Genomic DNA, 21,148 nt, shown 5'->3' with positions numbered 1-21,148 from the left:
GAACCGAGAACGGTCGAACGCATCGGAAGATCACTGTTCACCCCCTCAGATCCAGTGCGAGATCGATGAGCAGGTCTTCTTGACCGCCCACCATCGAACGGCGGCCGGCTTCGACGAGCAGCTCCCGCGTCTCGATGCCGACCTCGGCCGCGACGCGCTCTGCATGCAGCAGAAAGCTCGAGTACACCCCGGCATACCCCAGGGTGAGGGTTTCCCGGTCCACCCGCACGGGCCGCTTCTGCAGCGGTCGCACCAGATCCTCGGCGGCATCCATCAGCGAGTACAGGTCGCAGCCGTGCGTCCACCCGTTGAGCTCGGCGACCGCGACGAACACTTCGAGCGGGCAGTTCCCGGCACCGGCTCCCAAACCGGTCAGGGACGCATCCACGCGGTGCACGCCTTCGTCTACGGCGACAACGGAATTGGCGACACCGAGCGCCAGGTTGTGATGAGCGTGCACGCCGATCGTCGTCGTCGGCGCGAGCACATCGCGGTACGCCCGAACCCGGTCGCGCATCTCGGTCATCGTGAGTCGGCCACCGGAGTCGGTGACGTAGACGCACAGCGCTCCGGCCTCCTCCATGATCTTGGCCTGCGCCGCAAGATGATCGGGATCGGTCATGTGCGCCATCATCAAGAACCCCGCCACGTCGAGGCCCAGGCTGCGCGCGGTGGAGATGTGCTGGCGCGCGATGTCGGCTTCGGTGCAGTGGGTGGCGATCCGCACCGAGGTGACTCCGACGTCGACGGCAGCGCGCAGATCGTCGAGCGTGCCGATACCGGGGATGAGCAGCGTGGTGAGCCGCGCGCTGCGGATGACGTTGGCGGCCGCCGCGATCCACTCGCGGTCCTCGTGCGCCCCGGCCCCGTAGGTGAGGCTGCCGCCGGCCAGGCCGTCGCCGTGCGCGATCTCGATGGCGGCCACACCGGCCTGATCCAGTGCGCGGGCGATGCGCCGGGTGTCGGACAGGCTCAGCGAATGACCGACGGCGTGCATGCCGTCGCGCAACGTCACGTCCTGGACGTAGATCTCGGTGGTTCCGCCGGTCGTCACCGTGCAACCCTTTCGGACTGCCCCGCCATGACCGCCTGCTCGGCCACCCGAACCGCGGCGGCGGTCATGATGTCGAGATTGCCCGCGAAGGCAGGCAGATAGTCACCGGCACCCTCCACCTCGAGGAACACCGTCACCTGGGCCACGTCGACCGCCGTGTCGACGAACCGTCGGCGCCGATCATGCTGCGCCACAGCCGAATACCGCACCTCCTGACGCAGCCGGTAACCGGGAACGTATTCAGCCACCGCGTCGACCATGTCTGCCACCGCGCCGGCGACCACCGTCTCGTCGACAGCCGAGACCAACGCGCTGACGGTGTCACGCATGATCATCGGCGGGTCCGCGGGATTGAGGATGATGATCGCCTTTCCGCGTGCCGCGCCGCCGACCGTCTCGATCGCCCGCGCGGTGGTCTGCGTGAACTCGTCGATGTTGGCGCGCGTGCCCGGGCCCGCCGACCGCGAGGAGATCGAGGCCACGATCTCTGCGTAGTGCACCCTGGTCACCGACGAGAGCGCGGCGACGATCGGAACTGTCGCCTGCCCACCACAGGTCACCATGTTGAGGTTGCGCTGCCCGGTCAGCTCGGCCATGTTCACCGCGGGTACCACGAAGGGGCCGATAGCCGCCGGGGTGAGGTCCACCATCAGGCGACCCGTGCCGCGCAGCGCAGCGTCGTTGTGGCGGTGGGCCGCTGCACTGGTGGCGTCGAAGACGACGTCGACGTCGACGAAGGCGGGCATGGCCAGTAGACCGCTCACCCCATCCGCCGTGACCGGCACACCGAGGGCGGCCGCGCGTGCCAGCCCGTCACTGTCCGGGTCGATGCCGACCATCGCGGTGATGTCCAGCACGGCCGATCTCCGCAACTTGAGCATCAGGTCGGTGCCGATGTTGCCGGAGCCGATCACGGCGGCGTGGTATCTCATGGTGACTGGTCGCCGTCGGTGTCAGTTGGCGAGTGCAGGGCTGGCCGCACGGGGCCGCGGGGACACGACCACGTCGGGGCTGCTTGAGCGGGCGAGCTCGTTGAGAATCGCAGCGTGGCGGACCTTGTGGCGGATGAGCTCCTCGTGGAACTCGGGCCGCACCCAGCCGTTGTACATGACGGCTTCGGATTCGCCCGGCTCGATCTTGAAGTAGACCGGACCCGCGACGCGGGCGATGTCACCGGCTTCCCACAGCCGATTCATCCCGCCGAACGATTCGAACGTCTCGGCCCACACGTCCAGCGGCACATCGACCGCGTGGCGGATGGCGGCGAGCATCGGGCGGCTCAGGTCTCCCACCGGGTTCACGCTGTCTGCGCCGAGATCCTGGAGGATCCGGATCGAGGCGGGATTGGCGTGTCCCGCGTAGACCGAGATCTTGAACGTGGCGTCCGCCGGGATGTGCCCGGCGTCGCGCGCCTTGTTGAGGATGTCGAGGACTCCTTCGTCCCACACCAGGACGCCGCGGATGCCGGTGGAGAAGATCCGCAAGTAGTCGTCGAGCAAGTAGCGCACGTTGTCCAGACCACGGACGCGGCGGCCACCGGCCGTCCCTTCGGTGCTCAGCGCCTGGCGGCCGAGATCCCACCCGGTACGCGGCCCGGGAACGGCGATCAATTCGATGTGATTCTCGGCGGCCAACGCCGCCACATCGCTGAGTTCACTGGTGTTCAGCAGCGTGGTGCCGCCACCGAAGGCGATCACGCGGTGGATGAAGACGTCCTGCTTCGCGGCCTCGTCCAGCATCACCTCAAGCGTCGAAAGACGTTCCACGCCAGAGATTTCGAGACGGTACTGCCCGCCGTCGTCGAACGACTTGGTCGACGTGGCTAGCGAGTAGTCATCGGCCGACAGAAGGCCTTGAGACGCCAGGATGGCGGCCCCGTCGACCCTCGATGAGCGGCTGTCGGCTGCGGTGGGCATTGCATCTCCTTCGGGATCAGTGATTGCGCTATTTTCACTCAGTGAAGTATCTATGCGCTGAATGAAATCTAACTCAGGTCCACCGCCTCGTCAACAGGACGCGCCCCAGGCCGGCCCAGCACTCTGTGCTGGTAACCTTCACTGGGTGAAAACCGAAGAACGTCCGGAGAAGAGCTCGACCCTGATCGGCGTCGAACGCACGGCCCGGGTGCTCAGCGCGGTCGCCGATGCGAATGTCGGTAATCTGACCGAGATTTCGCGTCGAACCGAGCTCAACGAGGCCACGGTGCTGCGGTATCTGAACAGCCTCGCGGCGCTGGGTTACATCGAGCGTTTCAACACGACCCAGTACCGGCTCGGCTGGGAGGTGTTCCGACTCGGCCAGCGCGCATTCTCCGGCCAGGTGCCCTCCGACGCGGTCCTGCCGACCATGGAGCGGTTGATGCACGAGTTCAACGAGACCGTGAATTTCGCAGCGCACAAGGAGCGCAGCGTGGTCATCCTCGAGGTCGTCGAGGGTCGCCGCGCGGTCAAGAAGGTCAGCGATGTCGGGCAGTCCGATCCCTGGCACGCCTCCGCGCTGGGGAAAGCTCTCCTGGCCACCATGCCCGACAGTGTCTGGCGCGACATCGTCGCCTCCGCAGGCCTTCCGGAGCTCACGCCCCACACCATCACGACCATGAAGAAGATGGACGCGGAGATCAAGGAGATCCGCACGGTGGGGTTCGCGGTCGACCGGGAGGAGGCCGCGGAGGAACTGACGTGCGTGGCCGCGGCGATCCCGACCTCCGACGGCGGCCCGTCCCGCTATGCGCTCAGCATCAGCTTCCTGACGCACCGGTTGACCCCTGAGAGCCTCGAGCATGCCGGCGCCCAGGTGATCGCGGCAGCGCAGGAGATCGCCAAGAAGCTTCCGTGACGGCCGCGCAGGCGCCGGGCAGGTTCGACGGCAGGGCTGCACTGGTCACCGGAGCGACGTCGGGCATCGGGCTGGCGATCGCGCACCGGCTGCATGCCGAGGGCGCTCGGGTCCTGGCCACCGGCCGAGACCACGATCGTGGACGCGAGCTCGTCGAATCCTTGGGTGAGAGAACAGTGTTCATTGCCGCCGACCTCACCGATCCTGGTACCGCCGACCGGCTCGCAGGGGCGTGTCTGGAGTCTTTCGGCGCGCTGGACGTGCTCGTCAACAACGCGGGCCTCGACCACACCGGTGACTTCGCGACCAGCTCCATGGACTCTGTCCGGCAGGTGTTCGAGATCAACACCTTCTCGACCGTCGCGATGATGCAGAGCGCGGCACGCGTCATGCGCACCGGCGGGGCGATGGTCAACGTGACCTCGCGGCTGGCCACGGTAGGCGTGCCGACGATGGGCATCTATGCGGCGTCCAAGGGGGCGATTCACGCACTGACGCGCTCGGTGGCGATCGAACTCGCTCCGCGTGGAATTCGCGTCAACGATGTCGCGCCGGGGATGACGCGCACTCCCCTCTACGACGAATGGCTCGCCCGCATTCCAGGCGGGGAGAGCACCGAGGCCGAGGTGTTGGCCGATATCCCGTTGCGACGCTTGGCAACTCCGCAGGATGTGGCGGCCGCCGTGGCTTACCTCGCCTCGGACGACGCCGAATACGTGACGGGGACCACGATCGCCGTGGACGGGGGCTACACCGCGCGGTGACCCGCACCGACCCGGCGGGGCTGGCGCGTCACCAGGTGCTGGTGCGCATCACGATCTCAGCCGCGAGCTGGGCCGTCGAGTCGGCGGCCTGCCGCCGGCCCAGCAGGTCAACGATGCGGTACTCGCCGTAGACGAACCGCTGGCTCGCCTTCGCCACCGCGCGCGACGCAGGGGTGCTCACCAGCGCGGTGGTGTTGAGTTCGACCGGCGGGCAGGAATCGTCACGCACTGCGCCCGCCAGATCGGGCACCCGCGGGTGCCCGCGATCGATGACGACGAGCCCGATGAAACGATCCAGCCGCGTCGCCGCCAACTCCCAGGCCAGCTCACCGCCGAGGCGGTCCCCCACCAGCAGGGCCCAGCGCACGTCGAGTTTGTCGAGGATGTCGATCACCGACTTCGCGGTGAGCCGCGGATCGGGCCCGATGACGACCGTGCGCAGCGACGCGGTGTGCAGTCGCTGGCAGATGGCCTCGTAGGCGGCAGGTGCTTTCTGGGCGGCTCCGAGCAACACCACGACCGAACCGTTCTCGGGACCGGTGACCTCGACGGGCACCCCGACGCCGTCGACGGTGATCATGGGAGCGGGCATTGCGCCACGCTACCGTCCACAGCCGATTCGGCGGGCCGGATTCCTACGGTTGCGTAGGCGTCATGCCGCCGCAGCGCGTTCGGCCTGCCGCGCGACCGTGTCCAGGAAGGTCTGCGGCAGCGTGCCCGCCACCGGGATCGACGGATCGCGGGTCGGGAATGCGATACCGAAAACCGCTGTGGCACCGATGTTCTCGAAGGAGAAGTAGACCGTGCTGTCGGCGCCGGAGAGGTGCATGGTCTGCTCGTAGACCAGCGCGTCGGCGCGGTCGGTCTGCAGCCGGGTGGTGGTCATCGGAATACCGGGGTCGCTGGGAGCGAAGAACGTCTCGAACGAGGCGCAGCGCTCGGCGGTGGCGGCCAGCCGGCCGAGATCCAGCGGCCACGTCAGCACCGTGATGACCATGCGCGCTCCGTTGTAGGCCGCCACGTACTCGGCGGCGCTCCCGGGCCCACGCTGGGCGGTGGCGGCGATGTCTTTCGTCAGACCGTCGGTGCACCCCTCCGGCTTGGACAACATCGGCGGCGGGCCGCCTGCCCCGTCCGCGGTGCCCGGTTCCTTCTCGATCCGCTGGTAGCGCACGCCGGGCGGGAAATCGGCCGCCGTGAGCAGGGCCCGGTCCAGCCGCGCGCCCGGCCACGTCGCCGTTCCGGACACCGTCGGTGCGCAGCCGCCGATGAGCACCGCGACAGCGGTCGCGAGGGCGGCGCGCCTGATCATGGCATCAGGCTACCGACGGCTCAGAGCTGCGTGAGGATCTCCGCGCCGGACTCGGTGACCACCAGGGTGTGCTCGAACTGCGCGGTCCACTTCTTGTCCGTGGTCGCCACGGTCCAGTCGTCGTCCCAGATCTCGTAGTCCAGGCTGCCCAGGTTCATCATCGGTTCGATGGTGAACGTCATGCCCGGCTCGAGCACGGTCTGCACCGACGGTTGGTCGTAGTGCAGCACCACGAGGCCGTTGTGGAAGGTGGTACCGATGCCGTGCCCGGTGAAATCTCGAACGACGTTGTAGCCGAATCGATTCGCGTAGGCCTCGATGACCCGCCCGACCACCGACAGGGCGCGACCGGGTTTGACGGCCTTGATCGCACGCATGGTCGCCTCGTGCGTGCGCTCGACCAGCAGGCGGTGCTCCTCGGAGACGTCACCGGCCAGGAACGTCGCGTTCGTGTCGCCGTGCACCCCGTCGATGTAGGCGGTGACGTCGATGTTGACGATGTCGCCGTCCTCGATCACCGTCGAATCCGGGATGCCGTGGCAGATGACCTCGTTGAGCGACGTGCAGCACGACTTCGGATAGCCCTTGTAACCCAGCGTCGAGGGATAGGCGCCGTGGTCGACCATGTACTCGTGGGCGACCCGGTCCAGCTGATCGGTGGTCACCCCCGGCGCGACGGCCTCACCGGCGGCCGCGAGCGCACCGGCGGCGATCCGGCCGGCCACCCGCATCTTCTCGATCACCTCGGGCGTCTGCACCCATGGTTCGGTGCCCTCTTTCGCCGTGGGCTTCCACACGTACTCGGGACGGGGCACAGAGGCGGGCACCGGAAGCGTCGGCGACACGGTACCGGGACGCAGGGCGGTCCGAACAGACATGGGTCAATGCTAGACGCCGGGAGATCCCCCCACGTCTGCTGATCAGTGGCCGCGCCGGGGCAGGCCGACCCGCCAGGACTTCTGCGGCCCGCGGATGTCGACCGAGCCGCACACCACCTTGCCGGTCAGCACCACGTGCGGATTGCCCTCCGCGGGAGCTTCTTTGCGGTGGTCGGTGGCGCTGCCGACGTTGACCTCCACGTCGTCGATGGAAGCGCTGGCGCCGTCGGGCAGGCGCAGATCGAGACCGCCGAACTTCATGTCGAGCTCGATGATGACGATCGGTCCGGCGAACCGCGCTCTGGTGAGGTCGAGCTCCACCGAGCCCATCCGCCGGTACAGCGCCAGCCGGGTCGGCACGACCCACTCGCCCTGCCGCCTCAGCGAGCCGAACACCCCGCGCAGCTCCACGCGGTCGGCAGCCGAGGCCACGATCGCCCCCGGGCCGGGCAGATCACCGACGAGGGCATCGAGGTCGGACGGCAACCGGGCCCGCGACACCATCGCCGAGCGCTCTTCGAACTCGTCGATGTCGAGCAGGCCGAGCGCGACAGCGTTGTGCAGTCGGCGCAGGGTGCCGTTGCGGTCGGCGTCGGAGATCCGCATCTCGATATCGGTCATGACGGATCCACCGTACCGCCGGGCCGCGTCTGCAGCGCTGCCGTCAGGCCTGGTAGTCGGGCGGCAACGAGTCGAGCATGCCCTTGAGCATGCGCACCGCGTACTCCGAACTCCCACCGCCGACGATCAGCGCCGAGAACGCCATGTCGCCCCGATACCCGGTGAACCAGGAGTGCGAGCCGCCGGCGAACTCGGCCTCGCCGGTCTTGCCACGGACGTCGCCCGCGCCCTGCAGGTCCTTCGCGGTGCCGTTGGTGACGACGAGCCGCATCATCGGCCGCAGGTTGTCGACCACGCCCACGGGGATCTGCTGGCGGTCGCCGCTGATCTCGGTCTCGCGGCCGGCGATCAACCGCGGCACCGGAGTGTGCCCGGCCGCGACGGTCGCGGCCGCCAGCGCCATGCCGAACGGGCTGACCAGCACCTTGCCCTGGCCGAAGCCGTCCTCGGTGCGCTCGGTGAGATTGACCGTGGGGGGCACGGAGCCGCTGACGGTGGACAGCCCGGCGATCTTGTAATCCGGGCCTATGCCGTACTGCGAGGCGGCCTGGGTGAGCCCGCGCGGCGGCATACGGCTGGCCAGCTCGGCGAACGTGGTGTTGCAGGAGCTCGCGAATGCCCGCGACATCGGGACGGTGCCCAGGTCGAAGCCGCCGTAGTTGGGGACGGTGCGGTGCCCGATGTCGAGGTGACCGGGGCACCCGAGCAGCGTGTTGGGGGTGGCCATGTCCCGCTCGATCGCCGCGCCCGCGGTGACGATCTTGAACGTCGACCCCGGCGGGTAGAGACCCATCGTCGCGAGCGGGCCCTCGCGGTCGGCGGCGCCGTTCTGGGCGACGGCGAGGATCTCGCCCGTCGACGGCTTGATGACCACGATCATGGCCTGCTTGCCGGTGAAGTCCACCGCGTTCTGCGCCGCGTTCTGCACGGCCCGGTCCAGGCTGATGTTGATCGACGGAGCGGGTGTCCCCGGCACCTCGTTGAGGACGTCGACGTCCACCCCGTTCTGGTTGACCGTGACCACTCGCCAGCCCGGCGCTCCGTCGAGTTCGTCGGAGACCGTCTTCTTCACTTCGTCGATCAGGGCAGGCGCGAAATGTTCATCGGTGGGCACCATCTCGGGCTGCGGAGTGATCACGACTCCGGGCAGGGTGCCGATCGCCCCGGCGACGGCGTCGCGGTCCGCCTGACGCAGCGTCACCAGGTTCAGTGGTCCGGCCGTCGAGCTGGCCTGCTCGGCGAGCCGCTGAGGATCGAGGGTGTTGTCGAATGGACGCAGCGCGTCGGCGACCGCACGTGCCGTCGGCATCAGCTGCTCGCCCGCGGCCTTGGCGTCGAGAGCGAACCCGTAGCGGTAGCCCGGGACCAGCACCGTGGTGCCGCTGCGTTCGTTGACCGAGGCCCGCGGCGGCGCATCCGCGCGCAGGGCGAGCGTCTGGTTCTCGCCGAGGCGCGGATGCAGCCCGGTGGCTGTCCACCGCACCTGCCAGCGACCCTCTTCACGGATCATGTTGAGCTGGCCGTCGTAGGTCCAGCTCCGGTCCTTGGGCAGGTGCCAGGTGTAGCGGTAGGCGATGCTGCCGGTGTCCTCGGCGTATTTGGCGCTGAGGATCTGCGCGTCGAGGGCCTTGGCCTGCAGGCCGGCCCACGCCTCGTTGAGCGCCTCGCGGGCCGCGTCGGGCCGGTCGGCCAGCGCGGCCGCGGCGCTGGTGTCGCCGGTGGCGAGCGCGTCGAAGAACGCTTCGGCGGTGGGTTCGGGTCCGTCGGGCCGCGGGGTGCAAGCGCCGAGCGTCAGGGCCAGGACGACGACGCTGACGATTGCCGCCCAGCGCGCCCCTAGTGATGCGGAAGAGACTCTTGTGACCATTGGGACTGATGTTATGAAGTAACGATCCGATATCGCCGCAGGCGCACCGCGTCACAACCGCCCAAACCGACGTTTGGGCGCAAAAGTGCGAGAGAAATCGACGGTTTCGTCGATCTCGACGGGGAAAGATCAGGCGCCGGCGGCCGGGGCCCGCACCACGAGGGGCGCGGCCGGGAAGTAGGCCGCCATCTCCGAGCGCGACGTCCGCAGCGCCGCGGTGCCGTACCCCTGCTTGCGGTGGTCGGGGTGAACCCAGATCCGCACGTCGACCTCGCCGCCGGACAACTCGCCGAACACCATGCCGACCTTGACGGTGCCCGATGTGGTGCTGCCGACCTCGGCGACCAACCAGGCCGCCTCCTCGGCCGCGACCCTGCTCACCGCGTCGCGGATCTCGTCGGCCAGATCGCGCGGAGGCGCGTCGGTACCGTCCCCGGCTGCGCGGACGTCGTCGGTCCTGGCGGCGAAGATGTCCTGATCGAGATCCGCGCAGAACGGCCGCAGCCGCAGCCGGCGCGCCGAGCCCGGCGTCTGCTCAGCCGGTGCACGCACCGACTGCTGACTGGTCAGACTGTCCAACTCCGCGGCGATGCGGCGCCGCGACACCCGGGTCAGCCGATCGAACGACAACCGCAGCACCGCCTCGGCCGCCTCGGAGGTGGTGTCGAGCAGATCGGACAGCGCTTCGATCGCGGCGTCGTAGTCCTCGGAGGCCACCACCGCGTCGAGCACGTCGTGGCGGCGCTCCAACGCGCGCACCATTGCGTCGGCGACGATCGTGCGCTGCGCCGCGTCCTGATCGGTCACCAGTCCAGCAACACCGTGGCGAAGGAGGCGACCTCGGTGAAGCCGATGCGCGCGTAGGTGGCGCGCGCGACCGTGTTGAAGCTGTTCACGTACAGGCTCGCGATACGCCCGCTCGCCACGACGGCAGCGGCGACGGTCGCCGTACCCCCGGTGCCGATGCCGCGGCCGCGCAGGTCCGGGTGCACCCACACGCCCTGTATCTGGCCGACAGCCGGTGACTGAGAACCCACCTCGGCTTTGTACACCACCTGTCCGCGGTCGAAGCGGGCCCACGCCCGCCCGGCGGCGATCAGTCCGGCGACCCGGCGGCGATACCCGCGGCCGCCATCGCCGATGCGCGGATCGATGCCGACCTCGCCGATGAACATGTCGATCGCGGCGACCAGGTACGCGTCGAGCTCGTCCATCCGCACCTGCCGGACGGCCGGATCCACCGCGCACGAGGGTGCGGTGCCCAGCGCCATCAACGGCTGGTGAGCGCGAACGTCACGAGCCGGACCCCAGACCGGCTCGAGCCGCTGCCACATCGGCAGCACCAGCTCTGCGCGCCCGACCAGTGACGAGCACCTCCGTGAGGTGCTCATCGCCTTGTCCGCGAACGCATTCAGATCACCCGCCGCCCCGCGCAGCGGGATCAGGTTGGCACCGGCGTAGCAAAGAGATTCGCTGGCCCGCCGGCGCGTCCACAGCTCGCCACCGATGGCCGACGGTTCGATGCCGTGCTCGGCGACCCGCGACGCCACCATGCAGGAGGCGACCGGATCGTCGTCGAGGACCTGCCGGACGGCAGTCATGTCACGGATGTCGCGCACCACCGACACCCTTCGCTCGTCAACGAGGCGAAAAAGCGGAGGAGCCGACATCTGGACTCTTTCTGCGACGACCCTTGTGCAGCCCTAACAGGACCGTGCGTTCAGCTTACGGTCACAATCGGCGAACCGCTGGCATCCTCGGATCCTTGGGCCGTGTCCCCCATCTCGGCGGCCAACCGCATGGCCTCTTCGATCAGTGTCTCGACGATCTGCGCCTCGGGCACGGTCTTGATCACCTCACCCTTGACGAAGATCTGGCCCTTGCCGTTGCCGGATGCCACACCCAGGTCGGCCTCACGCGCCTCGCCCGGCCCGTTGACCACACACCCCATCACCGCGACCCGCAGCGGCACGTCCATGCCTTCCAGTCCCGCGGTCACCTCGTTCGCCAGCGTGTAGACGTCGACCTGGGCGCGCCCGCACGACGGGCACGACACGATCTCCAGACCGCGGGGCCGCAGGTTCAGCGACTCCAGGATCTGAGTGCCGACCTTGACCTCTTCGGCCGGTGGCGCGGACAGGGACACCCGGATGGTGTCGCCGATGCCGCGCGACAGCAGTGCGCCGAAGGCCACGGCCGACTTGATCGTGCCCTGGAAGGCGGGGCCCGCCTCGGTGACGCCGAGGTGCAGCGGATAGTCGCACTGTGCGGCCAGCTGTTCGTACGCCTCGACCATGATCACCGGATCGTTGTGCTTGACGCTGATCTTGATGTCGCCGAAGCCGTGCTCCTCGAACAGCGAGGCTTCCCACAGCGCGGATTCGACCAGCGCCTCCGGGGTGGCCTTGCCGTACTTCTCCAGCATCCGCTTGTCCAGCGAACCGGCGTTGACGCCGATCCGGATCGGGATGCCCGCGGCGCCGGCCGCCTTGGCGACCTCCTTGACCCGGCCGTCGAACTCTTTGATGTTGCCGGGATTCACCCGGACCGCGGCGCATCCGGCGTCGATCGCGGCGAAGATGTACTTCGGCTGGAAGTGGATGTCCGCGATCACCGGGATGTTGGCTTTCTTGGCGATGATCGGCAACGCGTCGGCGTCCTCCTGACGGGGACAGGCGACGCGGACGATGTCGCATCCGGACGCGGTCAGCTCAGCGATCTGCTGAAGCGTGGCGTTGATGTCGTGGGTCTTGGTGGTGCACATCGACTGCACCGAGATCGGCGAGTCGCTGCCCACGCCGACGTCGCCGACCTTGAGCTGACGGGTTGTGCGGCGCGGAGCCAGAACCGGCGCCGGCGCGGCCGGCATTCCTAAACCGATAGAGGTCATCAGAGCTTTCCTATTGGAACAACCTGATCGGGTTGACCAGGTCGGCGGTCACGGTCAGCAGCATGTAGCCGACCACCAACACCAGCACCACGTAGGTGGCCGGCATCAGCTTGAGGTAATTCACCGGCGCGGCGGCCACTTTGCCGCGCGCCGTCCGGAACAGATTGCGCAACTTCTCGTACAGCGCGATAGCGATGTGGCCGCCGTCGAAGGGCAGCAGCGGCACCAGGTTCACCGCGCCGAGCACGAAGTTGAGCTGGGCCAGGAAGAACCAGAACGCCACCCACAGCCCGGCCTCGACGGTGTCACCGCCGATGATGCTGGCGCCCACCACACTGATCGGGGTCTCCGGGTCACGTTCGCCACCGCCGATCGACTGGACCAGGGCCCCGACCTTGGTCGGGATCTTGGCCAGTGACTTGCCCAGCTCGACGGCCAGATCGCCGGTGAAGGCGAAGGTCGCCGGGACCGCGGAGAGCGGGTTGTACTGGGTGGGACCGAAACTGGCTGCGGCTACCCCGATCGTGCCGACCTGCGTCGGTGTCGGCTCGGCCCCGTCCTGCGCACCGCCCTTGATGTAGCGCTGGCTGGGCGTGACGTTGACCGTCGTGACGAACTCACGGGTCTGCCCGTTCTCGTCACGCTGCACGGTGAGCTCGGTCGGACCGTTGAGTTTGCGTACGGCGGTGGACATCTCGTCGAAGTTGGCCACCGGGGTGCCCCCGACTGCGACGATGACGTCCCCGGCCTGGATGCCTGCGGCCGCGGCAGGGCTGGCCGCCACGCACTCCCCCAGGTTGCCTTGCGTCACTTCGTCTTTGACGCACGACGTCTGCCCCACCATCGCGTTGGTGGGCTGGTGCAGGTTCGGCAGCCCCCAGATGACGGCGATCGCGTAGATGAGCACGAGGCCGATCACGAAGTTCATCCCCGGGCCGGCCGCGAGTACCGCGACGCGCTTCCACGTCTTCTGCCGGTACATCGCGTACGGGCGGTCCTCGGGGTCGAGTTCCTCGACCGAGGTCATGCCTGCGATGTCGCAGAAGCCCCCCAGCGGGACGGCCTTGACGCCGTACTCGGTCGAGCCGAGCCGGTTGGGTCGTCTGGTGGACCACAGCGTCGGACCGAAGCCGACAAAGTACCGGCGCACCTTCATGCCCGTGGCACGCGCGACCCACATGTGTCCGCATTCGTGCAGAGCCACCGAGAGCAGGATGGCCAGTGCGAAGAGCACGATGCCGACCGTGAACATCATCGTCTGAACATCCCTGTCTGCGCCTACTCCTAGCTGGTACCTGCGAAATCGTGCTCGATGGCGCGTCGGGCGCGCATCCGCGCCCAGTCCTGCGCGTCGAGCACATCGTCCACGGTAGCTGGTTCGGCGGCCCACTGGTCGGCAGCGCGCAGCACGTGATCGATGGTGCGCACGATCGAGGGGAAGCTGATCGTGCCGTCGAGGAAGGCCGCAGCCGACTCTTCGTTGGCGGCGTTGTAGACCGCGGTCAGACAACCGCCCCGCCGGCCGGCATCACGGGCCAGGGCCACCGCGGGGAACACCTCGTCGTCGAGCGGCTCGAACTCCCAGGTCGACGCCGTGGTGAAGTCGCAGGCAGCGGCGGCGCCGGCGACCCGGGACGGCCAGCCCAGCGCCAGGGCGATCGGCAACTTCATGTCCGGCGGGCTGGCCTGGGCCAGCGTCGAGCCGTCGGTGAACGTGACCATCGAGTGCACGATCGACTGCGGGTGGACGACCACCTGGATGCGGTCGTAGGCGACGCCGAACAGCAGGTGGGTCTCGATGAGCTCGAGGCCCTTGTTCACCAGCGACGCCGAGTTCAGCGTGTTCATCGGACCCATCGACCAGGTCGGGTGTGCCCCCGCCTGCTCCGGGGTGACCGCCTCGAGCTGATCGGCGGACCAGCCGCGGAACGGGCCGCCCGACGCCGTGAGCACCAGTGCCGCCACTTCGTCGGGGGTGCCCCCGCGCAGGCACTGCGCGAGCGCCGAATGCTCGGAGTCGACCGGCACGATCTGCCCGGGAGCGGCGGCCTTGACGACAAGCGGCCCGCCGGCGACCAGCGATTCCTTGTTGGCCAGCGCCAACCGGGCGCCGGTGTCCAGGGCCGCCAGCGTCGGCTGCAATCCCAGGGCGCCGACGAGCGCGTTGAGCACGACGTCGGCCTCGGTCTCGCGCACCAGGCGGGTCACGGCATCCGGTCCCGAGAAGGTGACATCACCGAGCTTGTCGGCCGCAGCGGGGTCAGCGACGGCGATGTTGGTGACGCCCGTGCGCGCCCGCTGCTCGGCGAGCAGGTCGACGTTGCCGCCGCCGGCAGCCAGCCCGACGACCTCGAACTGATCGGGGTTGGCGGCGATCACGTCGAGGGCCTGGGTACCGATCGATCCGGTGCTGCCGAGGATCAGAACGCGTCGCGTCACGGGTTCATTGTGCCGTGCCGGGAACCGGACCCGAACCTGTGAGGCGACTGTGACGCAAGTGTGACGGGAAGCCCCCCGACCGATCCGAAAAGCGAACAGCGGTGAATAACCCCCGTCAGTCAAGGACGGGCACCGACGCCCGCCCAACCGAAGGGAACACGTGATGATCACCGTCAAGCGCAAGACCGTCACCGCCGCGAGCCTGGCCGCCGTGGCCATCTTCGGAGCAGCAGCGTGCTCCAGTGAGGAAGCCGCCAGCACCGCGTCGTCGGCAACCAGCGCCGCCTCGTCGGCCGTCGAATCCGCGACCGGCAGCTCGTCCTCGCCGACGAGCGCCGCCGCCGATCCGGCCGCCAACCTCATCGGGTCGGGCTGCGCCGCCTACGCCGAGCAGGTGCCCTCGGGCCCGGGTTCGGTGGCCGGTATGTCAGCCGATCCGGTCACCGTCGCCGCGTCGAACAACCCGATGCTCAAGACCCTGACGCAGGCGCTGTCCGGCCAGCTCAACCCGAACGTCAACCTCGTCGACACCCTCAACGGCTCGGAGTTCACCGTGTTCGCGCCCACCGATGACGCGTTCGCGAAGATCGATCCCGCGACCATCGAGAAGCTGAAGACCGATTCCAACCTGCTGACCAGCATTCTCACCTACCACGTGGTGCCCGGCCAGGCCGCGCCCGACGCCGTCGCGGGCGAGCACAAGACCGTGCAGGGCGCGAACCTCAACGTGACCGGCGCCGGTAACGACCTCAAGGTCAATGACGCCGGACTGGTCTGCGGCGGGGTCAAGACCGCCAACGCGACCGTCTACATGATCGACACGGTCCTGATGCCCCCGGCCGCCTGACCCATCGGATCGACAGAACAGAACAGGAGTACACCGTCATGACCACAGCACGACACGCAGCAACGCTGGGCCTCACCGCGGCTGCTGCTGCCGCCCTGATCCTGGGTACCGCCCCGTCGGCGGCCGCCCAGCCGGCCGGTCCCGGCTGCGCTGCCTACGCCGAGCAGAATCCCGTCGGCCCCGGTTCGGTTCAGGGCATGTCGATGGCGCCCGTCGCCGAAGCGGCGGCGAGCAACCCGATGCTCAAGACGCTGACCGCGGCCGTGTCCGGCCAGCTCAACCCGCAGGTGAATCTCGTCGACACGCTCAACGGCGGCGAGTTCACGGTGTTCGCGCCGACCGACGAGGCGTTCGCCAAGGTGGATCCGGCGACCATCGAGAAGCTGAAGACGGACGCGCCGCTGCTCACCAACATCCTGACCTACCACGTGGTTCCGGGACAGGCCGATCCCGCGCAGGTGGTGGGCACCCACAAGACGGTTCAGGGCGCCGACCTGACCGTGACGGGTACGCCTGACCATCTGATGGTCAACAACGCCTCGGTGGTGTGTGGCGGGGTCAAGACCGCCAACGCGACCGTGTACCTAATCGATACGGTTCTGATGCCGCCGGCATGACCTGATCGCGTCCGGGCCCCCGCCGCTGTGGCGGGGGCCCGTTCGCGTCACCGATCCGTCAACGTCGTTTCCGTTTCCGTTGCAGCCGCACAGGGCAGCATCTAGACCATGCCCGCCGTCCTGTGGTTCCGCCGCGACCTGCGGCTCGCCGACTTGCCCGCCCTGCTCGCCGCCGCCGACGGCGATGGCGACGTGCTCGCTTGCTACGTCCTCGATCCCCGTCTCGAGAAGTCCGCAGGCCCGCGCCGGCTTCGCTACCTCTACGATGCGCTGCGCGATCTGCACGACAGCCTCGACGGCCGACTCCTGGTGACCCGCGGGGCTCCGCATTCCCGCATCCCGCAGTTGGCCAAGGCCATCGGCGCGACCGCGGTGCACGTGTCCGACGACTTCACGCCCTTCGGTCGGGCCCGCGACGAGAAAGTGCGCGACGCCCTCGGCGACATCGAGTTCGTAGCGACCGGATCGCCGTATCTGGTGTCCCCCGGTCGCGTCACGAAGAACGACGGCGAACCGTACAAGGTGTTCACGCCGTTCTTCAAGGCGTGGCAAAAACATGGCTGGCGCGCACCGGCCGACTCCAGCGCGAAGAGCGCGAACTGGATCGACCCCGGCGACGTCAAGGGCGCGAAGGCCGTGAAGATCCCGACGGGTCACAAAAACGGAGCCGAGATCGACCTGCCGGCAGGCGAGAAGGCTGCCAGAGACCAATGGAAGAAGTTCCTCGCCGACGGGGTGTCCGGGTACGACGACGATCGCAACCGCCCGGATCTGGCGGCCACCAGCCGGATGTCTGCCCACCTGAAGTTCGGCACGATCCATCCGCGCACGATGGCCGCCGACCTGGGCCGCGGCAAGGGCGCCGCGGCGTATCTGCGGGAGCTCGCTTTCCGCGACTTCTATGCCTCGGTGGTGTGGGAATGGCCGCGCAGCGTCTGGTGGAACTTCAACTCCGCGTTCGACGCGATCGAGGTGGACGAGGGCAAAGAGGCGAAGGCCGCGTTCGAGGCGTGGAAGGCGGGGCGAACGGGCTTCCCGATCGTCGACGCAGGCATGCGTCAGCTCGCCGAGAGTGGATTCATGCACAACCGGGTGCGGATGATCGTGGCGTCATTCCTGGTCAAGGATCTGCATCTGCCGTGGCAGTGGGGAGCGCGGTGGTTCCTCGAGCAGTTGGTCGACGGCGACATGGCCAATAACCAGCACGGCTGGCAGTGGGCGGCGGGTTGCGGCACCGACGCCGCGCCGTACTTCCGCGTGTTCAACCCGACCACTCAGGGCTCCAAGTTCGACCCGGACGGTGACTACATCCGGCGCTGGGTGCCCGAATTGGCCGACGTCGACAACGTCCACAAGCTCGAGGACAACCGGCCCGACGACTACCCGGAGCCGATCGTCGACCACGGCCAGGAACGCCAGGAGGCGCTGCGCCGCTACAGCAGCCTCGGGTGAGCAACCGGTCTAGCGCAGCTGCAACCCGGCGTCGATCGGCAGCGCGGCGCCGGTGATGTAGCGCCCGGACGGGCCGCACAGGAACATGATCGCGTCGGTCACGCTCGCCGGCTCCATCATCGGCAGCGTCATCAGCGGCATCTGCGACTCCCCGAACGACGGGTTCTCCGTGACGAATTGGGCCATCGCCTCGTTGATGACCATCGGCGTGGCGACACCGCCGGGGTGCACGGAGTTGACCCGGATGTTGCGGGCGGCCAGCGAGGTGGCGAAGTGCCGCATCAACCCGACGACGCCGTGCTTGGCGGCGGTGTAGCCGGCCGCGCCGTGGGTCATGGTGGCGAGGTCGGTGCTGACGGCCTTGAGCCCGGCCGCCGAACTGGTGATCACGATCGCACCGCCGTCGGGGTTGGCCAGCAGCGCCGGCAGCGCAGCGTCGACGGTGAAGTACACGCCGTTGAGCATGATGTCGACGGCGTCGGTGTACGCCCCGATCTCGCGACCCTGCTCTCCCGGTGCGGGCATGATCCCGGCGTTGGCGAGCACGAAGTCCAGCCGGCCCAATTCGTCGACACCACGCGCGACGACGGCGGCCATCCGGTCCCGGTCCCGGACGTCGCAGTGCTCGGCGACGATGCGGCGGCCCCTTTTCTCGATCAGCGCCACGGTCTCGGCGAGATCCTCCGGGGTGGCCATCGGGTAGGCCACGCTGTCCAGTTGCTCACACAGGTCGACGGCGATGATGTCGGCGCCCGCCTCGGCGAAGCGGACCGCGTGCTCACGGCCCTGCCCGCGGGCCGCGCCGGTGATGAACACCACCCGGTCGACGAAGGGCCCGTCTGGCTGCTGGGTTGCCATGGACGGGCAGCCTACGGGCTGTGTCAGAATGGCCCCAACACACGAGACCGGAGGAGCAGCCGTGGCAAGCACCGAGGTGGAGCGACACACAGGTGTCGACGTCGAGGACGTGCCGTCCGCCGAGTGGGGCTGGTCGAAGGAGAACCCCCGGCTCCAGCAGATCGGCGGGGTGTTCGCCGGGCTCTTCCTGCTGCTGATGACCCACGGTAACCACCAGGGTCACGTCGAGGACTACTTCCTGATCGTCGGCGCTTTCCTGCTGTTCGGCTACGTCGCGCGCAGCTGGTATCTGCACCGGAACAAGGACACCCGCTAAACCGGGGACACGCGCTGGCGGTCAGACCGCCAGCGGCAGCGCGCTGGCCACTGGCGTCAATGTCTCCGACAAGCCGGCCGCCGCGCGGATCTCGGCGAATGCGGCCAGGAGCGCGTCGGTCGCCTCGTGCGGATCGTCGAGTGTGCGATCGTCGGTGAGCACCGAGATGGACAGCTGATCGACGTAGCTCCACACCGTGATGTTCATGCCGCTCCCCGCGACGATCGGCCCCACCGAATAGATCTCTGTCACGGTCGCCCCCTGCACGAGCCCGCGTTCGCGCGGACCGGGCACGTTCGAGATCGTCAGATTCATCACCAATGACGACTCCAGCCGTCGGGCCTGCTGCCGGAAGATCTGCGGCGTCGTCGCCGGCGGCAGATACGACAGCCAGGACGGCAACAGGGTCGGCCCGAGCAGTCGGTGGTTCTCCTTGGCGATCGACGTGGCCGTCGCCGTCAGCCGCACCCGCTCGAGCGGATCGGCGATATGAACGGGCAGAGACGGTGTGATGTAGGTGAATTCGTTACCCATGATGCGCGTGGGCGACGTGTCGACGCTGACCGGTACGCCCGCGATGAGCGGCGCCTCGGCGGCGCCGTCGTAGCGCAGCTGCAGTGATCGCAACGCTCCGGCTGCCGTCGCCAGCACGATGTCGTTGAGCGTCACACCGAGGTGGCGCGCGGTGTCCTTGACGTCGGCCAGGGCCAACGGCGCGGTGGCGAAGCGCCGCACCGGCGACACGACGTGGTTGATGAACGTGGGCGGTGGGGCGAAGTTGCGCGCGAGGTCCGGGTGGGGCCCGCGCTCGCGGGCGCTGCGCCGCACCCGTGCCACACCCGCGGCGGTCTCGCGCAGCAGCATGGGCAGCCTGCGCAGCCCGCGGGCATGGTCGCGCCCCGCGGCGAGCAGCAAGTTGAGCGCAGCGGTCGAATCCGGGGGCGCCTCGGCCAGCGCGCCCCGCACATCGGGCTCCTCGGCCCCGATGACCATCGCCATCTGGTTCGCCGAGGCCATCCCGTCGGCGAGCACGTGGTGCACCTTGTGGATCACCGCGATCTTGTTGTTCGGCAACCCTTCTGCGACGTACATTTCCCAGAGCGGCCGCGAGCGGTCCAACGGCGTACTGGCGATCTCACCGATCAACTCGTCGAGTTCACGGCGCCCACCCGGAGCGCGGACGCGGGCCCGGCGGATGTGGTAATCCACGTCGATCTCCGCGTTCTGCACCCACATCGGATGGTGCAGTTTGAAGGGGATGTCGACGAGCTGGCATCGCAGCGGCGCCAGCGCGTGCAGCCGGGGCAGCGCCAGTTTCCGGAAGAGGTCGAAATCGTAGCCAGGTATCTGGGACACATCGAGCACCCCGATCTTGAGGGTGTGCATGTGGATCTCGGGTGTCTCGCTGTACAGCATCATGGCGTCCACACCGTTGAGCCGCTTCACTGTCCCACCCCTGCCACGCTCGCCATCCCGCTCCAACCCGTCGCCGCACTGCCGGACCTGGTACCCATTCCCTGCGATTTCGGCACCTCACGATAGCGTTCACCGTTGATGACACGTGTCGAGAAAAGCTGGATCGCCGAACTGCTGACTTTCGATCACCGCGAGGGTGACGTCTTCACCGTGGCAGCGCCGCCCGATGGACCGAACCCGACGTTGTTCGGCGGGATGATCGCCGCGCAAGCGCTCGCCGCTGCCGGCGCCACCGTGTCGGCCGAGAAACTGCCGCAGTCCCTCCACGTGTACTTCGTGCGCGGCGGCCGCTACCGCGAGCCCCTCGAATTCCGCGTCGAGCGCACCCGGGACGGACGGTCCTTCGACACCCGCCGCGTCACCGCCGTCCAGGCAGGCGCGGTGATCCTCGAGATGATCGCCTCGTTCCACGTCGCCGAACCGGGAGCCGACGAGCAGCCCGTCGCGCCGGCGTCACTGGCCTTCTCCGACGCCCAGCCGAAGATCGTGGACCTCGAATTCCTCGACCCGTTCGAGATCCGCACCGAGGACTCGGACGACACGGGGTTCGCGTTGCCGCCGTTCTGGATTCGCTCGCGCGACCGGATCGAAGACGACCCGCTGGTGCGCGCGTGCACGCTGACCTTCCTCTCCGACATCGGCCCCGTCCCCGTGGCCCGACCGTCCGGTGTCACGCTCGCGCGAGGCACCGGTTACGCCGCCAGCCTGGACCACTCGGTGTGGTTCCACCGCCCGTTCGCCCCGCACGACTGGCACCTCTATGACGTCGTGCAGCGCAACCACAGTGACTCGCGGGGGCTGGTGATGGGCTCGCTCTACGACCGGGACGGGGTGCTGGTCGCGTCGACGACGCAGGAAGCGCTGTGGCGGCCCTGACGCAACCGGGTCCGCCGCGGCTGCTCCTTCGGTAGGTTCTACCGAC

Annotated in this window: 22 protein-coding genes; 7 read left to right on the top strand and 15 right to left on the bottom strand. The window is 68.5% G+C overall.

Annotated elements, in window-relative coordinates; translation table 11 throughout:
- Positions 1 to 37: 37 nt before the first annotated feature.
- From dmpG to ACZ50N_RS09610, 3 genes are read right to left on the bottom strand one after another with little or no spacing between them, the layout of a single operon-like run.
- On the bottom strand, positions 38 to 1,054 hold the full coding sequence (gene dmpG / locus ACZ50N_RS09620; RefSeq protein WP_201778427.1) for a 4-hydroxy-2-oxovalerate aldolase: 1,017 nt from the start codon (positions 1,052 to 1,054) through the stop codon (positions 38 to 40).
- The gene (locus tag ACZ50N_RS09615) at positions 1,051 to 1,986 is read right to left on the bottom strand and encodes an acetaldehyde dehydrogenase (acetylating) (protein ID WP_048425344.1); all 936 of its coding nucleotides are present in this window, start codon (positions 1,984 to 1,986) and stop codon (positions 1,051 to 1,053) included. Before ACZ50N_RS09615 ends, dmpG begins: the two co-directional genes overlap by 4 nt.
- 21 nt (positions 1,987 to 2,007) lie before the next feature.
- Positions 2,008 to 2,970, bottom strand: a complete 963-nt coding sequence (locus tag ACZ50N_RS09610) for a hypothetical protein (protein ID WP_464475228.1) — start codon at positions 2,968 to 2,970, stop codon at positions 2,008 to 2,010.
- Positions 2,971 to 3,115: 145 nt separating this feature from the next.
- Here ACZ50N_RS09610 and ACZ50N_RS09605 point away from each other — a divergent pair, with 145 nt between their 5' ends.
- The gene (locus ACZ50N_RS09605) at positions 3,116 to 3,889 is read left to right on the top strand and encodes an IclR family transcriptional regulator (protein ID WP_464475227.1); all 774 of its coding nucleotides are present in this window, start codon (positions 3,116 to 3,118) and stop codon (positions 3,887 to 3,889) included.
- The gene (locus tag ACZ50N_RS09600) at positions 3,886 to 4,653 is read left to right on the top strand and encodes an SDR family NAD(P)-dependent oxidoreductase (protein ID WP_464475226.1); all 768 of its coding nucleotides are present in this window, start codon (positions 3,886 to 3,888) and stop codon (positions 4,651 to 4,653) included. Before ACZ50N_RS09605 ends, ACZ50N_RS09600 begins: the two co-directional genes overlap by 4 nt.
- Positions 4,654 to 4,681: 28 nt before the next feature.
- Here the strand turns inward: ACZ50N_RS09600 and ACZ50N_RS09595 are convergent, their stop codons facing one another.
- From ACZ50N_RS09595 to dxr, 10 genes are all read right to left on the bottom strand, one after another.
- Positions 4,682 to 5,245 (bottom strand): alpha/beta fold hydrolase, encoded by a 564-nt coding sequence (locus ACZ50N_RS09595; protein WP_073682365.1) that lies wholly within the window; start codon positions 5,243 to 5,245, stop codon positions 4,682 to 4,684.
- A 60-nt stretch (positions 5,246 to 5,305) separates the two neighbouring features.
- Positions 5,306 to 5,965: a hypothetical protein gene (locus ACZ50N_RS09590; RefSeq protein ID WP_464475225.1), complete on the bottom strand. Its 660-nt coding sequence runs from the start codon at positions 5,963 to 5,965 to the stop codon at positions 5,306 to 5,308.
- A 20-nt stretch (positions 5,966 to 5,985) separates the two neighbouring features.
- Positions 5,986 to 6,843: a type I methionyl aminopeptidase gene (gene map / locus ACZ50N_RS09585; protein ID WP_464475224.1), complete on the bottom strand. Its 858-nt coding sequence runs from the start codon at positions 6,841 to 6,843 to the stop codon at positions 5,986 to 5,988.
- Positions 6,844 to 6,885: 42 nt separating this feature from the next.
- The gene (locus ACZ50N_RS09580; RefSeq protein WP_046364913.1) at positions 6,886 to 7,464 is read right to left on the bottom strand and encodes a DUF1707 SHOCT-like domain-containing protein; all 579 of its coding nucleotides are present in this window, start codon (positions 7,462 to 7,464) and stop codon (positions 6,886 to 6,888) included.
- Between the two features lie 43 nt (positions 7,465 to 7,507).
- Positions 7,508 to 9,331: a penicillin-binding transpeptidase domain-containing protein gene (locus ACZ50N_RS09575; RefSeq protein ID WP_464475223.1), complete on the bottom strand. Its 1,824-nt coding sequence runs from the start codon at positions 9,329 to 9,331 to the stop codon at positions 7,508 to 7,510.
- Positions 9,332 to 9,460: 129 nt separating this feature from the next.
- Positions 9,461 to 10,138: a GNAT family N-acetyltransferase gene (locus ACZ50N_RS09570; RefSeq protein ID WP_048425341.1), complete on the bottom strand. Its 678-nt coding sequence runs from the start codon at positions 10,136 to 10,138 to the stop codon at positions 9,461 to 9,463.
- On the bottom strand, positions 10,135 to 11,001 hold the full coding sequence (locus ACZ50N_RS09565) for a GNAT family N-acetyltransferase (protein WP_464475222.1): 867 nt from the start codon (positions 10,999 to 11,001) through the stop codon (positions 10,135 to 10,137). Before ACZ50N_RS09565 ends, ACZ50N_RS09570 begins: the two co-directional genes overlap by 4 nt.
- Positions 11,002 to 11,051: 50 nt before the next feature.
- Positions 11,052 to 12,221 (bottom strand): flavodoxin-dependent (E)-4-hydroxy-3-methylbut-2-enyl-diphosphate synthase, encoded by a 1,170-nt coding sequence (gene ispG, locus ACZ50N_RS09560; protein ID WP_048425340.1) that lies wholly within the window; start codon positions 12,219 to 12,221, stop codon positions 11,052 to 11,054.
- Positions 12,222 to 12,231: 10 nt separating this feature from the next.
- Positions 12,232 to 13,476: a M50 family metallopeptidase gene (locus ACZ50N_RS09555; RefSeq protein WP_046363474.1), complete on the bottom strand. Its 1,245-nt coding sequence runs from the start codon at positions 13,474 to 13,476 to the stop codon at positions 12,232 to 12,234.
- Between the two features lie 29 nt (positions 13,477 to 13,505).
- Positions 13,506 to 14,660 (bottom strand): 1-deoxy-D-xylulose-5-phosphate reductoisomerase, encoded by a 1,155-nt coding sequence (gene dxr / locus ACZ50N_RS09550; protein WP_073683598.1) that lies wholly within the window; start codon positions 14,658 to 14,660, stop codon positions 13,506 to 13,508.
- Positions 14,661 to 14,823: 163 nt separating this feature from the next.
- On the opposite strand from dxr, the gene ACZ50N_RS09545 reads away from it, so the two are divergent.
- The 3 genes from ACZ50N_RS09545 (at position 14,824) to ACZ50N_RS09535 (ending at position 17,576) form a co-directional block, all read left to right on the top strand.
- Positions 14,824 to 15,507, top strand: a complete 684-nt coding sequence (locus ACZ50N_RS09545; protein WP_046363472.1) for a fasciclin domain-containing protein — start codon at positions 14,824 to 14,826, stop codon at positions 15,505 to 15,507.
- 38 nt (positions 15,508 to 15,545) lie between these two features.
- A complete protein-coding gene (locus tag ACZ50N_RS09540; RefSeq protein WP_073683599.1) occupies positions 15,546 to 16,124 on the top strand; it encodes a fasciclin domain-containing protein in 579 nt (192 codons plus the stop codon).
- A 108-nt stretch (positions 16,125 to 16,232) separates the two neighbouring features.
- A complete protein-coding gene (locus ACZ50N_RS09535; RefSeq protein ID WP_464475221.1) occupies positions 16,233 to 17,576 on the top strand; it encodes a cryptochrome/photolyase family protein in 1,344 nt (447 codons plus the stop codon).
- A gap of 9 nt (positions 17,577 to 17,585) precedes the next feature.
- Here ACZ50N_RS09535 and ACZ50N_RS09530 read toward each other — a convergent pair whose 3' ends face one another.
- Positions 17,586 to 18,434, bottom strand: coding sequence for a mycofactocin-coupled SDR family oxidoreductase (locus ACZ50N_RS09530; RefSeq protein ID WP_464475220.1), 849 nt, complete (start codon positions 18,432 to 18,434; stop codon positions 17,586 to 17,588).
- Positions 18,435 to 18,495: 61 nt separating this feature from the next.
- Between ACZ50N_RS09530 and ACZ50N_RS09525 the strand changes: the two genes are divergently transcribed.
- A complete protein-coding gene (locus tag ACZ50N_RS09525) occupies positions 18,496 to 18,750 on the top strand; it encodes a DUF2631 domain-containing protein (RefSeq protein ID WP_046363468.1) in 255 nt (84 codons plus the stop codon).
- Between the two features lie 21 nt (positions 18,751 to 18,771).
- Here the strand turns inward: ACZ50N_RS09525 and ACZ50N_RS09520 are convergent, their stop codons facing one another.
- Positions 18,772 to 20,196, bottom strand: a complete 1,425-nt coding sequence (locus ACZ50N_RS09520) for a WS/DGAT/MGAT family O-acyltransferase (RefSeq protein WP_464475219.1) — start codon at positions 20,194 to 20,196, stop codon at positions 18,772 to 18,774.
- A 108-nt stretch (positions 20,197 to 20,304) separates the two neighbouring features.
- Between ACZ50N_RS09520 and ACZ50N_RS09515 the strand changes: the two genes are divergently transcribed.
- Entirely contained in the window at positions 20,305 to 21,102 is a 798-nt protein-coding gene (locus ACZ50N_RS09515; RefSeq protein ID WP_464475218.1) for an acyl-CoA thioesterase, read from the top strand.
- Positions 21,103 to 21,148: the final 46 nt, after the last annotated feature.

The sequence above is a fragment of the Mycolicibacterium obuense genome, from assembly GCF_055397605.1.
Note: the sequence above shows the minus strand (reverse complement) of the source record. Positions and strands in the feature narration are given on the sequence as shown.

Excerpts from the sequence above, each read along its gene's own strand:
- ACZ50N_RS09595 (WP_073682365.1), bottom strand. The coding sequence starts at position 5,245 with ATGCCCGCTCCCATGATCACCGTCGACGGCGTCGGGGTGCCCGTCGAG.
- ACZ50N_RS09540 (WP_073683599.1), top strand. The coding sequence starts at position 15,546 with ATGACCACAGCACGACACGCAGCAACGCTGGGCCTCACCGCGGCTGCT.
- ACZ50N_RS09580 (WP_046364913.1), bottom strand. The coding sequence starts at position 7,464 with ATGACCGATATCGAGATGCGGATCTCCGACGCCGACCGCAACGGCACC.
- ACZ50N_RS09530 (WP_464475220.1), bottom strand. The coding sequence starts at position 18,434 with ATGGCAACCCAGCAGCCAGACGGGCCCTTCGTCGACCGGGTGGTGTTC.
- ACZ50N_RS09610 (WP_464475228.1), bottom strand. The coding sequence starts at position 2,970 with ATGCCCACCGCAGCCGACAGCCGCTCATCGAGGGTCGACGGGGCCGCC.
- map (WP_464475224.1), bottom strand. The coding sequence starts at position 6,843 with ATGTCTGTTCGGACCGCCCTGCGTCCCGGTACCGTGTCGCCGACGCTT.
- ACZ50N_RS09615 (WP_048425344.1), bottom strand. The coding sequence starts at position 1,986 with ATGAGATACCACGCCGCCGTGATCGGCTCCGGCAACATCGGCACCGAC.
- ACZ50N_RS09590 (WP_464475225.1), bottom strand. The coding sequence starts at position 5,965 with ATGATCAGGCGCGCCGCCCTCGCGACCGCTGTCGCGGTGCTCATCGGC.
- ACZ50N_RS09515 (WP_464475218.1), top strand. The coding sequence starts at position 20,305 with ATGACACGTGTCGAGAAAAGCTGGATCGCCGAACTGCTGACTTTCGAT.
- ACZ50N_RS09545 (WP_046363472.1), top strand. The coding sequence starts at position 14,824 with ATGATCACCGTCAAGCGCAAGACCGTCACCGCCGCGAGCCTGGCCGCC.
- ACZ50N_RS09555 (WP_046363474.1), bottom strand. The coding sequence starts at position 13,476 with ATGATGTTCACGGTCGGCATCGTGCTCTTCGCACTGGCCATCCTGCTC.
- ispG (WP_048425340.1), bottom strand. The coding sequence starts at position 12,221 with ATGACCTCTATCGGTTTAGGAATGCCGGCCGCGCCGGCGCCGGTTCTG.
- ACZ50N_RS09575 (WP_464475223.1), bottom strand. The coding sequence starts at position 9,331 with ATGGTCACAAGAGTCTCTTCCGCATCACTAGGGGCGCGCTGGGCGGCA.
- ACZ50N_RS09535 (WP_464475221.1), top strand. The coding sequence starts at position 16,233 with ATGCCCGCCGTCCTGTGGTTCCGCCGCGACCTGCGGCTCGCCGACTTG.
- ACZ50N_RS09565 (WP_464475222.1), bottom strand. The coding sequence starts at position 11,001 with ATGTCGGCTCCTCCGCTTTTTCGCCTCGTTGACGAGCGAAGGGTGTCG.